Source organism: Streptomyces sp. NPDC050759 (assembly GCF_044456945.1).
Lineage (GTDB): Bacteria > Actinomycetota > Actinomycetes > Streptomycetales > Streptomycetaceae > Streptomyces.
Genome location: NZ_JBITGI010000005.1, coordinates 523,394 through 536,488, shown reverse-complemented (window position 1 = coordinate 536,488; position 13,095 = coordinate 523,394). Strand labels below are relative to the sequence as shown.

General features: G+C 71.3%; 14 protein-coding genes. 7 read left to right on the top strand and 7 right to left on the bottom strand.

What is annotated here, in order from left to right:
• The first annotated feature begins 103 nt into the window (after positions 1-103).
• On the top strand, positions 104-754 hold the full coding sequence (locus tag ACIBJB_RS19030) for a hypothetical protein (RefSeq protein WP_069764522.1): 651 nt from the start codon (positions 104-106) through the stop codon (positions 752-754).
• 3 nt (positions 755-757) lie between these two features.
• On the opposite strand, the gene ACIBJB_RS19025 is transcribed toward ACIBJB_RS19030, so the two are convergent.
• The gene (locus tag ACIBJB_RS19025) at positions 758-1,051 is read right to left on the bottom strand and encodes a hypothetical protein (RefSeq protein WP_398931881.1); all 294 of its coding nucleotides are present in this window, start codon (positions 1,049-1,051) and stop codon (positions 758-760) included.
• A gap of 182 nt (positions 1,052-1,233) precedes the next feature.
• On the opposite strand from ACIBJB_RS19025, the gene ACIBJB_RS19020 reads away from it, so the two are divergent.
• From ACIBJB_RS19020 to ACIBJB_RS19000, 5 genes are all read left to right on the top strand, one after another.
• The gene (locus ACIBJB_RS19020) at positions 1,234-2,094 is read left to right on the top strand and encodes an NAD(P)H-binding protein (RefSeq protein WP_398931879.1); all 861 of its coding nucleotides are present in this window, start codon (positions 1,234-1,236) and stop codon (positions 2,092-2,094) included.
• 103 nt (positions 2,095-2,197) lie between these two features.
• Positions 2,198-2,485 carry an SCO4225 family membrane protein gene (locus ACIBJB_RS19015; RefSeq protein ID WP_398931877.1) on the top strand — a complete coding sequence of 96 codons (288 nt, stop codon included), beginning with the start codon at positions 2,198-2,200 and terminating at the stop codon, positions 2,483-2,485.
• A gap of 190 nt (positions 2,486-2,675) precedes the next feature.
• On the top strand, positions 2,676-3,041 hold the full coding sequence (locus ACIBJB_RS19010) for a hypothetical protein (RefSeq protein ID WP_398931874.1): 366 nt from the start codon (positions 2,676-2,678) through the stop codon (positions 3,039-3,041).
• A gap of 7 nt (positions 3,042-3,048) precedes the next feature.
• Positions 3,049-3,543: a hypothetical protein gene (locus ACIBJB_RS19005; RefSeq protein WP_398931872.1), complete on the top strand. Its 495-nt coding sequence runs from the start codon at positions 3,049-3,051 to the stop codon at positions 3,541-3,543.
• Positions 3,540-3,911: a peptidase inhibitor family I36 protein gene (locus ACIBJB_RS19000; RefSeq protein ID WP_398931870.1), complete on the top strand. Its 372-nt coding sequence runs from the start codon at positions 3,540-3,542 to the stop codon at positions 3,909-3,911. Before ACIBJB_RS19005 ends, ACIBJB_RS19000 begins: the two co-directional genes overlap by 4 nt.
• Before the next feature lie 52 nt (positions 3,912-3,963).
• Here ACIBJB_RS19000 and ACIBJB_RS18995 read toward each other — a convergent pair whose 3' ends face one another.
• From ACIBJB_RS18995 to ACIBJB_RS18975, 5 genes are all read right to left on the bottom strand, one after another.
• Complete coding sequence (locus ACIBJB_RS18995; RefSeq protein WP_398931868.1) at positions 3,964-4,962, bottom strand: peptidoglycan-binding protein; 999 nt, start codon at positions 4,960-4,962, stop codon at positions 3,964-3,966.
• Position 4,963: 1 nt separating this feature from the next.
• Positions 4,964-5,134, bottom strand: coding sequence for a hypothetical protein (locus tag ACIBJB_RS18990; RefSeq protein WP_398931866.1), 171 nt, complete (start codon positions 5,132-5,134; stop codon positions 4,964-4,966).
• Between the two features lie 30 nt (positions 5,135-5,164).
• The gene (locus ACIBJB_RS18985; RefSeq protein WP_398931864.1) at positions 5,165-6,037 is read right to left on the bottom strand and encodes a helix-turn-helix domain-containing protein; all 873 of its coding nucleotides are present in this window, start codon (positions 6,035-6,037) and stop codon (positions 5,165-5,167) included.
• Between the two features lie 81 nt (positions 6,038-6,118).
• Complete coding sequence (locus ACIBJB_RS18980; RefSeq protein ID WP_398931862.1) at positions 6,119-7,927, bottom strand: bifunctional metallophosphatase/5'-nucleotidase; 1,809 nt, start codon at positions 7,925-7,927, stop codon at positions 6,119-6,121.
• A 149-nt stretch (positions 7,928-8,076) separates the two neighbouring features.
• Positions 8,077-9,360: an adenylosuccinate synthase gene (locus tag ACIBJB_RS18975; RefSeq protein ID WP_057612355.1), complete on the bottom strand. Its 1,284-nt coding sequence runs from the start codon at positions 9,358-9,360 to the stop codon at positions 8,077-8,079.
• A gap of 188 nt (positions 9,361-9,548) precedes the next feature.
• Between ACIBJB_RS18975 and ACIBJB_RS18970 the strand changes: the two genes are divergently transcribed.
• Positions 9,549-10,397 (top strand): diacylglycerol kinase, encoded by an 849-nt coding sequence (locus tag ACIBJB_RS18970; RefSeq protein ID WP_398931860.1) that lies wholly within the window; start codon positions 9,549-9,551, stop codon positions 10,395-10,397.
• Between the two features lie 150 nt (positions 10,398-10,547).
• Here the strand turns inward: ACIBJB_RS18970 and ACIBJB_RS18965 are convergent, their stop codons facing one another.
• Positions 10,548-13,088 carry an FtsX-like permease family protein gene (locus ACIBJB_RS18965; protein ID WP_398931858.1) on the bottom strand — a complete coding sequence of 847 codons (2,541 nt, stop codon included), beginning with the start codon at positions 13,086-13,088 and terminating at the stop codon, positions 10,548-10,550.
• Positions 13,089-13,095 lie beyond the last annotated feature (7 nt).

The following is a 13,095-nucleotide window of genomic DNA, read 5'->3' as shown; positions in this document are numbered from 1 at the left end:
TACAACGTGCACGACAGGAGCCGCCCGGGCGCCCCACCGACTACCCTTCCCTGACCACCGTATGAGGACATCCGCGCACCGCGAGTATCCGAGGAGCTGTCTTTTGGCCTGTGACCTGTGGCTGGTCCCGCTCGTCGACGTGTTGTGCCACACCCCGGACAACCCGTTCGCCGAGGAACTCGCGCAATACAACAAGGTGCTCGCCGAGGCCGGGTTGCCGCCGGTGCCGGTGTACCAGTACATGCCGGGCCTGTCCGGCGAGGTCGCCCCGGTGGCCGGGTTCGACTACGACGCCCTGCACTTCCTGCGCCGCGCCTATCTGCTCCAGGTCTGCGGGCTCCCGGTCACCCCGGTCGACGAACTCGGCGGTGACTACGAGCAGTTGCTGGAGATGTTCGAGACGACGGCCCAGCAGTCCCATCTGGTCTGGCACTACGACCACGCGGGCGCGTACGTCCCCGTCGACTTCCCGCACCCGCTGGCGAGCGAGGAACTCCTCGCGGGCGGCGGCCCGTTGGGTTCCTCGCAGGCCCTGCTGCGGGAGCTGGAGTTCGTGGCTCCGGTGATCGGCATCGACCCGGCCAACCCCCCGGCGCCCCCCGAGCCGCCGCGCGCTCCCACGGAGCTGGAGGAGCCGGCCGTCCCCGCACCGTACGACCCCAGCCCCTTCGCGCGCGAACGCCACGTCTGGCTGGGCCTGCACGCAGCGGCGACCCGGAGCCTCGCCCAGGGCTCGATGATCATCTTCAGCTGAGGGTCAGCGCCCCAGCTGGGAGAGCCCCTTCTGCACGTCCTCGTAGTTCATCACCGGGGTGTAGCTGACCTTGGCGCCCAGGTTCATGAAGAACGGCTCACTGATGACCGGCATCAGTGAGCTGTCCTGCATGTCGAAGACCATGTAGGCGGTGCGCTGACCGTTCTCGGCGGTGAAGTAGGCCGCTTCGGGCTTGATCTGTTCCATCGACTGCTCGATCAGCTTCGGCAGGGTGCCGTGGCTGATGGCCTCGTTCGCCTTCTCCGTGTCCATGGACACCTTGAGCAGTACGCGCATCGCACTCACCTTCTCCAGATCGACACACAGGGATGCACAGTCCCAGAATATGCCCGTATGCGGCATTTCTTCCTGGCTACTCCCGCGGGAGCAGCCGCACGGCCTCCCCCGGTGCGACGTCGGCCGCCGCCTCCGCGCGCAGGCTGGGGTCATCCATCAGTCATCCATGAGGGGAGACGGCGATGATCCTGGTGACCGGAGCGACGGGCCATGTGGGGAGCGAGCTGGTGCGGCGGCTCGCTGCGGCCGGGGAGCCGGTGCGCGCGATGACCCGGCGGCCGGCGAAGGCCCGGTTCCCCGCCGGCGCCGAGGCGGTGTACGGCGACGCCGCGGACCCGGAGAGCCTTGCCGCGGCCTTCGCGGGCGTGGACGGGGCCTTCCTGATGTCGGCGCAGCCGGTGGGTACGGCCCCCGAGCCCACCCATGACCTCGCGCTCGCCGCGGCGGCGGAACGGGCGGGAGTGCGGCGGGTCGTGAAGCTGTCCACGCTGGACGGCGGGACGGGCGACGACCCGATCGCCCGCTGGCAGCGCACGGCGGAGGCGGCGGTGACCGACCCGGCCCGCGGTTTCGCCTGGACCCTGCTGCGCCCGGGCCGCTTCATGTCCAACGCCCTTCAGTGGGCCGGGCAGTTGGGGACAGGCGACGAGGTGGCGATCCCCTTCGCGGACCGTCCGGCGGCGAGCATCGACCCGGCGGACCTGGCGGAGATCGCGGCACAGGCACTCACCACCGCCGAACACACGGGCGCCGTCCACGAGTTGAGCGGCCCGCAGTCCCTGACCCCCACGGAGGAGATGGCGATACTCGGCGAGGTCCTGGGCCGCGATCTGCGCGTCCGCCCCGTGTCCACCGACGCCGCCCGCGCCGGCATGGCCGACTACGGCTTCCCTCCCGAGGTCGTCGACGCGATCATGTGGCGCACCCTGGACGGCGACCGGGGCTCGGAGGTGCTGCCGACGGTGGAGAAGGTGCTGGGGCGCCCGGCGCGGACCTTCGCCCAGTGGGCGCGGGCGCACGCGGGGGAGTTCCCGAGGTCCTAGGTACATGCCGCGAAGAGGTTGAGTACCGCGACTCAGGCGGTGGTGGCAGGGGGCCGGGCATCGTGGGGATCAACGACGCACGACCGATCACCTGGGGGTCCACATGAACGCCAAGCGCTACTTCCTCAACCCGCTCGCTCTCGGCTACCTGCTCGTCGTGGCCGCCGTCGTCGGCTGGGTCGGTGTCGACACGCTGTTCGTCGAACACGCCGACGCGAGCCTGGCCGGGGTCTGGGCGTTCCTGGTGACGGCCCCGGCCTCGCTGCTGTTCGTGATGCTGCCGGGCGCGCTGGCGTGGGCCGGAATCGTCGTCGGGGCCCTGGTGAACGCGGCGGCGCTCGGGGCGGCGTACCAGAGCGTCTCCGGCCGCCGCCTGCACCCCCACGCCTGACCTATCCCCCTTACGCACCGCCACTTGGGCCTTCCGCAGCCGGCCGTCCCGTCCCGTCCGGACATGACGCCCGCCCCTCCCCCGGTTCCCCCTGAACACCCGCGGCGCGCCCTGGAGCACCGGCCGACGATGATCCACTGAACGGGTGAATGCCCGCATACGCCCATAAAGGGCTGGGCATGCAGCGCGCATGCGCTCTGCCTTGATCACGTCCGTGCTGCTCGCCGCCCTCGTTCCCCTCGCCGCCCCGCCCGCGCACGCCGCCGCTGCCGTACCGCCGGGGCATGTGTACTTCTGGGCCGAGCCGGGTCAGATGGGGCCGGGCGGCGCCTGGGACTACGCGCCACCGGGGTACAAGGAGGCGGAGCCGCGGGTGAAGCGGCACGCGTACTCCTTCGACTCGCACGCGCCCGTCACCGTGTACGCGATCAGCTTCCAGGGCGGTGGCGGCTGTCTGTACCGGGCGATCCGGCCGGACGACTACTCCGACAACTGGGGCTGGGCGACGAAGTTCGACGGCGTCAGTGACACCACGATGGACTGCGCGGCCGGCTGACCCGCGCATGCGTCCTCGTACGGCGACGGCCCTGGCCGTCCTCACTCTCCTCGCGGCATCCGCCTGCACGGCCCACCCGGCGCCCGACGCCGACGACGTCATCAAGGCGGCCACCCGCACACTCACCGACGACTGTCTGACCCGGCAGGGCCTGACCGCGACGTCGGATCAACGGCACGTGTCGGACGCGCTGTTCGGCACGGGCAAGGCGGAACTGTCGCTCCGGCTGCCCACCGGCCTCATGGTCCGCGCCCACACCGACGGCTGCCTCGCGGCGGCACAACGCCGGCTCTACGGCGACCAGGACCGCTGGTTCCGTACGTCGGTCGTCGTCAACAACCTCAGGCCCGAGGCCGCCATGACCGGCCGCCCGCTCTCCGAGGTCCGTGCCGCGCACCGCGCACAGATCGCGGAGTGGCGGCGGCTGCGCGCCCATGCCCTCACCACAGCGACCGCCCTGCTGGAGGGCGGCGGCACCACCCACCCGAAGGGAACCCAGTGAAGCGCTTCATCGCCGTCCTGTCCGCCGGACTGCTCGCCACCGGAGCCGTCCTCGCCACCTCGGCCTCGGCCCAGGCGGCGGCCTGCGGCAGCGGGAACTTCTGCGCGTGGACGGACGCCAACTACCAGGGCCAGAAGATCGAGTGGACCGGCGACGACGGCTGGTGGGAGGGCAACATCGCCGACCAGGACTCGTCCTGGGCCAACCACGGCATCTCGGGCCCCGGCATCAAGGACCACGTCAAGGTGTACGCCTCCGCCAACCAGCTCGGCCCCATGACGATCTGTCTCGCGCCCGGTCAGGAGGCCGGCTACAACGGCGTGGCCAACGACCGCGGCGACTCCCACATCTGGGCGACCTCCTGCTGAACCGGCCGCCGGGAAAGGGGACTCCGGCCCGCCGGCCGGAGTCCCCGTCCGCTCAGAACGTGCCCGCGTTCAGGGCCGTCTGGAGGTGCCGGGTGGTGTCCGCGCCCCACTTGCCGTCGACGCCCGAACCCACCTTCTTCTGCAGCGCCTTGACGGTGTTGGGCCCGACGACACCGTCCGCGGTGACCTTCAGATAGCTCTGGAGGGCCTTCTTCGTCAGCGGGCCGAAGGACCCGTCCACGCCCAGCTTGGCGCCGTGCTTGTTCAGGGCGCGCTGCATCGCCGCGCAGGTCGCGGGCCCGAACTCGCCGTCCACGGTGAGCTTTCCGGCGGCCGGCGGGCGCGGGGCGGGCGGTGTCGGCTTGGTGCCGCCCTTGAGCGCGGACTTCATCACCGCGGCGGACGCCGGACCGTACTGACCGTCGACGGTCAGGCCGTACTTCTTCTGGAAGGCCCGTACGGCGGTGTCGGTGGCCGCTCCGAAGTCGCCGTCGACGACCAGGCCGGACTTCATGACGGTGTTCAGGTTCTTCTGGAGCGTCTTGACCGCGGCGCCCTTGGAGCCCTTGCGCAGGATGCCGTCGGTGGGCGGCAGCGGGCTCGCGTCCCCGTAGCTGGGGCGGCCGTAGCCCACCACACAGGCGGAGTTGCGGCTGCGGCGCTGGCACTTGTCGCTGGTGTTGCCCTCGATGGTGGTGATCGTGCCGTTGGAGTGCACCGCCTCGACGACGCCGACATGGTCGATGCGGCCGATGGTCCGACTGCCGTCCCAGTCGAAGAAGACGATGTCACCCGGGCGGATCCCGCCCAGCCCGTAGTGCCAACGCCCCTTCGCCTTGAAGGCGTTGGCGTGTGCGACCGTGTACGCGAACTTGCCGCACACCGCGCTGAGATTGTCCGAGTGGGCGGCCGCGTAGCTGACGGTCATGTCGCACCACGCGTCGTCGAAGCCGTACCAGTCGGTGATCTTGTTGTTGTTCGAGCCGGGCGGGTACTCACCGGTGCCGATGAGGGCGCGCATCTGCGCGAGCATCCCCGAGACGGATCCCATGTCAGACCTCCGCGTTCTCGGGGAAGACGGAGATGTCGCCCTTGACGACCTTGTTCGGGTCCTGGCTCACCCCGGCTTGGTCCGGGTCGACGTCGAAGACCCCGGCGCCGCCTCGCGGTTCCACCGGCTTCTGCTCGCTCGCTGCGGCGGCAGCGGCTTGGTTCTCGGCCATACGGCTCCCCCATGGATGTGGTTCCGGCACTTATCCGTGAGTCTGCTGAGCCGTGAGAGGACTGTCGTTGGCAGCGCGCGCACTGTTTGTTGGCAGGGAGCGCACCCGGAAGCACGAGGGGGAGGTCCCATAGGCGGCGCGGAACGCCCTGCTGAAGTCCGCGGGTTGGGCGAATCCCCAGCGGGCCGCGATGACGTGCACGGGGAGATGGGCCAGCCGGGGATCGGCCAGGTCACGGCGGCACCGCTCCAGGCGCTGCGCCTTGATCCAGGCGGCGACGGTCAGGCCCTGGCGCTGGAAGAGGCGGTGCAGATAGCGGGTGGAGATGTGGTGTGCGGCGGCCACGTCGTCGGGCGTGAGGCGGCCGTCGCCGAGGTGCTGAAGGACGTACGCCTGGACGCGCGGGAGCAGCGGCTCGGGGACGGGTTCCGAGTGCCCCGAGTCCAGGAGCGCACCGCTGAGTTCGAGTACGGCCACGCCCAGCCGGCGTTCCTCGGCGGACCGGTAGGGGGTGGTGTCCCGGGCCAGTCCGGTCAGTAACCCGGCGACCAGTGCGCCGAGCCCCTCCCGGCCGCTGAGCGTGCGTGCCACGCACCGCGCCGGATCACCGGGGACGACGGGGAGATGGGCGGTGACGACCGTGTTCCGGGGCGCGGTGAACGCCAGCCGGAACGGCCGGCCCCCGTCGAGCAGCACCAGGTCCCCGCGGCCGGCCCGGGCGCTGCGGCCCTCCTGGTCGAGGACGAGTTCGCCGGCCAGCAACAGCGCCAGATGGTACGGTCCCCCGCTGCCGCCTCCGGTCAGTGACAGGGCCGGGCAGCGCACGGCGGACACCCGCACCCCGCCCAGCTCGCGCACGCTCCCCGGTCTGCCCAGCTCCCTCGTCCAGCCTTCCGCATCCATCGGTCCCCCCGAGGTGAATGAGTACGCCCGATACCAGAGTTACCAAGTCCGCGTAAACATCCGATGGACGCCGCGTCCCCGTCAGAACACGGGCGTGCCGCCCTGCGTCAGCTTCCAGTTGGTGACCGCGAAGTCCTTCGGGTCCAGTGCGCCCTTGGAGGTCACGTAGTCGATCATCAGCTGGCGGATCTCGTTGGTGGAGCTGTAGGCGATGTCCGCGGCGGCGATGTGCGGGTAGCCGGAGCCGCCGTTGGCGCGGTAGTTGTTGACGGCGACGACGAAGACCTGGTCGTCGGTGACCGGCGTCCCGTTGTAGGACAGGTTCTTGATCCGCGAGCCCTCCGCCTGTGCGATGTCGATGTCGTACGAGACGCCCGCGGCGGTGTCGTACATGTAGTCCCAGAAGCTGTTGGCGTTGGTCAGCGTCGCGGTGTCCACGGCGGTGCCCGCGGGCACCTGGTGGTAGTACTTCGCCGCGTACTCCAGGTAGTCCTTGAGCTGGGCGCCGGTGAGCTTCTTGCCGTAGAGGGTGTTGTCGTAGATGTAGAGCCCGGCGATGTCCTTGATGGTGACGCTGCCCGCGGGGATGTCGGCGGTGCGGGAGAAGGGCGCGGCGACCGAGATGAGGGGCAGGGCGGCGTCGGTGGTCGACAGGCCCGCCTTGACGGTGTCCATCTGCACCTGGTGGATGAAGTCCATGATGGGGACGTCCTTCCAGCAGGACTCCGCCGCGGAGAGGTCCTCGGTGCAGGTGCCGACGGCCGTGTTGACGTACTTCACGACCAGCTCGTGGTCGGCCTCCAGGAGCTTCCTGATCTCCGGGTCCTCGTCGACCGTGTTGGGGTTCAGGGTCTGGGCCGTCTTCTTGGTCACCTTCCACTGCCCGCGCACGAGTTCCAGCTCGAAGTCGAAGACGCTGAGCCGGTAACCCCAGCAGTACGGCTCGGACAGCAGCACGTCCTCGCCGGTCTCCTCGTTCTTCACGGTGTACGACGGCACCTCGACGTGGGTGTGACCGACCAGGATCGCGTCGATGCCGGGGACCTGCTGGGCGACGAGGTTGGAGGCGTTCTCGACGTACGGCAGTTCGTCGCCGTACGACGAACTGCCGTCCAGGCCCGAGTGGTCGGTGAGGAACACGACGTCACAGCCGAGGGCGCGCAGCCGGGGCACGTACTTCTTCGCCTGCTCGACCAGGCCGGGGAAGACCATCTTCCCGCTGACGTTGTCCTTGTCCCACAGCGCGATTCCGGGGTTGGTGAGGCCCAGGATGCCGACCTTGATGTCGGGGGCGCCCGGCACACAGATCCGCTTCACGGTGTACGGCTGGAAGGCGGGCTTCAGGGTCTTCGCGTCCAGGGCGTTGGCGCCGAGGAGCGGGAAGCGGCACTGGCTTTCGAACTTCCGGAGCACCTCGATGCCGTAGTTGAACTCGTGGTTGCCGAGGGCGGCGGCGTCGTAGCGCATGTGGTTCATGGCGACGGCCATCGGGTGCTTCGGCGCGTCCTTGCCGGTGATGGGCTGCACGCGCGCGAAGTAGTAGGCGAGGGAGGTGCCCTGGATGATGTCGCCGGCGTCGACGAGCAGCACGTGCTCCTCGCCCTTGGCCGCGCGCTGCTGCTTGATGAGTGTGGCGACGCGGGCGACGCCGACGGAGTTGCCCTTGCTGTCGGAGTAGGCCTTGTCCAGGTAGTAGTCCCAGTCGAAGACGTGGCTGTGCAGGTCGGTGGTGCCGAGGACGGAGAACGACCAGGTGCGGTTCTTCTTCACCGGCTGGTGCTCGGCGGCCTGGGCGGCGGGAGCTCCCGCCGCCCCCGCGACGGCCACGGCCGCACCGGTGACGGCCGACTTCTTCACGAACGCGCGACGGTTCAGGGGACTGACGGGCATGGAAGGGCTCCTGGAACGGGAGAGGGAGGAGAGATGGAACTACCCGCGTAGATAGTCCCGTCCCGCCGGTCGCGCGCGGAACCAGGAGCAAGCCATGGGCCGGTCAAGGAAGTCCATGACCGGCCCAACAGCTGTCGAACAAAAGGGATTTACAGGAACGAGTTGATCTCGATCGTCTCGTCCCGGCCCGGGCCCACGCCGATCGCGGAGATCGGGGCGCCGGACATCTCCTCCAGCGCCTTCACGTAGTCCTGGGCGTTCTTCGGGAGGTCGGAGAAGGACTTCGCCTTGGTGATGTCCTCGCTCCAGCCCGGGAGGTACTCGTAGACCGGCTTCGCGTGGTGGAAGTCGGTCTGGGAGTACGGGAGCTCCTCGACGCGGCGGCCGTCGATCTCGTACGCGACACAGACCGGGATCTGCTCCCAGCCGGTGAGGACGTCGAGCTTGGTGAGGAAGAAGTCGGTGAGGCCGTTGACGCGGGTCGCGTACCGGGCGATCACCGCGTCGAACCAGCCGCAGCGACGGTCACGGCCGGTGGTGACACCGCGCTCACCGCCGATGCGGCGCAGCGCGTCGCCGTCCTCGTCGAACAGCTCGGTCGGGAACGGGCCCGAGCCGACCCGGGTCGTGTAGGCCTTGAGGATGCCGATGACCCGGCTGATCTTCGTGGGGCCGACGCCCGCACCCGTGCATGCACCGCCCGCGGTGGGATTGCTGGAGGTGACGAAGGGGTACGTGCCGTGGTCGATGTCCAGGAGCGTGCCCTGGCCACCCTCGAACAGGACGACCTTGTCCTGCTCCAGGGCCTGGTTGAGCACCAGGACCGTGTCGGCGACGTAGGGCTTGAGCCGGTCCGCGTAGCCCAGCAGCTCCTCGACGACCTGCCCGACCTCTATGGCGCGGCGGTTGAAGACCTTGGTCAGGAGCTGGTTCTTGCCGTCGAGGGCCGCCTCGACCTTCTGGGTCAGGATCGACTCGTCGTACAGGTCCTGGATGCGGATGCCCACGCGGTTGATCTTGTCCGCGTAGGTCGGTCCGATGCCGCGCCCCGTCGTGCCGATCTTGCGCTTTCCGAGGAAGCGTTCCGTCACCTTGTCGACGGTGACGTTGTAGGGCGTGATGATGTGGGCGTTGCCGCTGATCAGGAGCTTGGAGGTGTCGACGCCGCGGTCGTTCAGTCCGTTCAGCTCGGAGAACAGGACCGACGGATCGACGACGACACCGTTGCCGATGACCGGGGTGCACCCCGGAGACAGGATTCCGGAAGGGAGGAGGTGGAGGGCGTACTTCTGATCGCCCACGACTACCGTGTGGCCGGCGTTGTTGCCGCCCTGGTAGCGCACCACATAGTCCACCGAGCCACCGAGCAGGTCGGTTGCCTTTCCCTTGCCTTCGTCACCCCACTGAGCACCGAGCAGCACAAGTGCGGGCACGCGCGTACACCCCTTCCGGGCGGGGCATGTCCAAGGTCGGGGGCGTACGCGTACGGTTCCTCCGTCGCGTGCACCACGGCCGTCGTCGGCCGCTGTCCGTCGGACCCGGATGCCCCGGAATAGACGAAGCCCCTGGCGCAATAGCGCAAGGGGCTCTTGCACAAAGATGCTACCCGAGGAAGCGAGGCATGGCCGAGGTGGCGACTTCCGCGACTTCTGATCACCTGCTGGTGGTGATCGACCCGGTCGCCCGGCAGACGGACGGCGAGTCCGTACGGATCGTGAAAGACGTGCTCAGCGCGGGTGCGGCGACGAAGGTGTGTCTGCCGGACGGGCCCGAGGAGTTCGCCCGGGCGCTGGCGCGGCGCGGCTCGCGGCGGCCGGTGGTCGTCGGCGACGACCGGGCGCTGATGCGGGCGGTGGTGCTGCTGCACCGGCAGCGGGAGCTGGCCGAATGTGTGCTGTCGGTGGTGCCGGTGGGGGCGATGCTCACAGTCGCCCACGCCCTCGGGGTGCCGAGGGGGGCGGTGGCGGCCGCGCGGGCGGTCCTGGACGGGGCCGAGCGGCGCCTTGACATGCTCGTGGACGACAGCGACGGGGTGGTCCTCGGCACACTCCGGATTCCCGCCCTGGTAGCACGGGAGGAGCCCGCGGAGGCCGCGCGGCCCTGGCTGCGGACCTGCCAGTCGCTCGTACGGACCCTGGTGCCGGCACGTCCCGCCCGGGAGACCGCGCCCGCCCTTGCCGGGCCCTCGCGGCTGCGGGTGGAGGTCGACGGGGTCACGCTGGTGGGCCTGGACCAGCCCCTGGAGTCGGTCTCGGTGACCCCCGGCTCCGGCGACGGCCTGGCCTCGGTGGAGGTACGCCCGCTGTCCGTGGGCGCGGAGGCGTCCCCGCTGCTGGCCACCGGCAGGACGGTGACCGTCACGGGGGCGGATTTCCGGTACCGGGCGGACGCGGGGGTGGCGGGCCCGGTACGGAGACGGACGTGGACGGTGCGGGAGGGGGCGTTGGGGTTGGTGTTGCCGGGGCGGTGAGGGGCGGCGGTGCGCGTCCCTGGCGTGCGGGTCCCTGGGGGACGCGTCCCCGGCGTGCGGGTCCCCCGGGGTGGGCGTCCCCGGGGTTCCCGTCCCTGGGGCACGCCTCCCTGGGGGCTCCGCCCCCGGACCCCCGACCTGTGCCCATCCTCACTGCGCGCGGATCACCTCCGCCGGCGGCATGCGCAGTGCGCGGCGGGTGGGGAGTTCGATGGTGAGGAACGCCGTGACCGTGACCGTGAGCGCGGCGGCGGGCAGGAGCCACACCGGCCCTGCGGGCCAGGGCCGGCCGAGGAAGCCCTGCCCCAGCAGTGCCAGCGGCAGCGCGGACAGCAGCAGGCCTCCGGCGAGCGCGGCGGCGGCGATGACCGCGGCCTCGCGGCGCATCATCGCGCGGATCTGGCGGGGCGTGGTGCCGTTGAGCCGGAGGGCGGCGAGTTCCGTGCGGCGCTGGGCCGTCGCCGCGACCAGCTTGTTCGCGATGCTCAGCAGCAGGTAGGCGAGCAGCACCACGATCACGACCAGGTTGATCCACACCTCGGGCGGGGTGTCGCTCCCGCCGCCCGTGGCCCGCGTGGTGGTCAGGGTCAGGCCGGGATGTGCGGTGGCCAGCGCCGCGAGCCGGTGTCCGGCATCGGCCGTGCCGTCGGTGCGCGCGAGCACGCTCTCGGCCAGGTCCGTCGTCGTATGACCGGCCGCCAGGTCGCGGGAGAGGACGATCGGGCCGAAGCCCAGGCCCCGGGAGTAGACGGCGACGACCCGGGCGACGACCCGCGTCCCGTCGCCGAGGACCAGGTGCACCCGGCTCCCGATCCCGGCGCCGCGGGTGCGGGCCGCGTCACTGCTCACGGCCACGGTGGCGCCGGTGAGCCGGTCGAGGCCGCCGTCGCGTACGCCGAGATCGAGGACGTCCGTCGCGTCCGGCGTGATGATCATCGCGGAAGCGGCCTCGGTGTCGGGGTCGCCGAACTGCTCGTACTGCCACACGGCCGTGGTCGTGGTGACCGGCGCGGCCGCCCGTACGCCCGGCGTGTTCCGTACGGCGGTGAGCGTGCCCTCGGGCAGACCGCCCCACGCCGGCGCGGTGAGCCGGTACCGGGCGAGCGTGCCGGTGTCCGTGTCGTGGGCGGTGGCGGCCATGACGGTGGTCTGGGCGAAGGTGTACGTCAGGACGAAGACGACCGCCATCGCGAGCGGGCTGACGATCCCGGCGTTGCGCTGGGCGTAGGCGCGGAGGTTGGCCATCGCGAGCCAGGTCGGCGCGGAGACCCCGGCACGGGTGCGCCGGGCCGCCGCGTCGCCCAGCGCCTTGATGAGGGCGGGCCCGGCCAGGGCCAGGCCGATCGCGCCGAGGATGCCCGCGAGGGACGTGGCCGAGGCGCCGATGACGGTGCGCGAGAACAGCGGGACGACGGACAGGGTGCTCGCGGCGGCGACGAGCAGCAGGCCGATGCGGGTGCGCACGCGGGACGGGGCGCGCGGTTCGCTGCGGGACTCGGCGACCGCCTCGGTGGCCGGCATGCGGGAGGTTCGCCAGGACGCGGCCCGGGCGGACAGCTGCACGGAGACGGCGGTCAGCACCAAGGTGGCGAGGGCGGGCAACGGGCTGATGGTCAGGGGGAGTTCGGTGGGCAGGACGCCTCGGTGCGCCAGTACGTCGTGGAACCGGCCCGCGAGCAGGTAGCCGAGCGCCACGCCGGGCACGAGGGCCACGCCCGCCACGACGGACGACTGGGCGGCGGCCAGTCGCCGTATCTGCCGCGGCGTCGCGCCCACCGCCCGCATGAGCGCCAGGTCGCGGCGCTGCCCTGCGATCGCCACGCCCAGCGCGCCCGCCGTGACGAACCCGGTGATGAGCAGCACGATCCCCGCGAGCGAACCGGAGAGGAGGATGAGCAGCGAGCGGGCCGCGCCGATGCCGGGCGAGACCGCGTTGCCCCGGTCCTCTCCGGTGACGACCTTCAGGCCGGTGCCGGCCACCTGCTCGCGGACCGCCTCGGTGACCTGGTCAGCGGCCCCGGGCGCGGTCTTCAGGCCGATCAGGTCGACGGTGCCGGCGTGCGGCCCGTCGCCGGTCCGGCCGGAGAGCCGTACGGCGGTGGCGTCGGCGAAGAAGACGCCCGCGCCCGGTGTGCCGACCACGGCGGAGACGCGGTAGGGCGTGGCGGGGCGGCCGTCCGCGACGACCTCGACCCGGTCGCCCGCCTCGATCCCGGCCGCCGCCGCGGTGGCGGTGTCGACGGCGATCTCGCCGGAACCGGCCGGGGCACGGCCCTCGATGTGCGGCGCGGCCAGCAGCTTCGTCGAGGACCAGCCGTGGCCCGCCGTCCGGGGGTCCTCCCCGGCGGGTACGACCCGGCCGTGGGCGTCGACGAGAGCAGCCGGGAAGTCGACGGCGCCGACCGCGGCGGTGACGCCGTCCAGCCCGGCCAGCCGGTCGGTGAGCCGGGCCGGGACGGTGGCCCGCTCGGGCAGGGCGATGGGCAGGTCGCCGCTCGGGTGGAACTCCTGGTCGGCCGCCACCACGACGTCCGCGCCGGCGAGGCGGCCGGGCGGCAGGTGGGAGCGCACGCCGGACTCGGCGAGGACGCCGGTGGCCGTGATGAGCGTGGCGCCGCCGAGGACCGCGCAGGCCACGGCGAGCAGTGCGGTGATCCGGTGGGCGGCCATGCGTACCGCGAGAGGGAACATGGTTCCT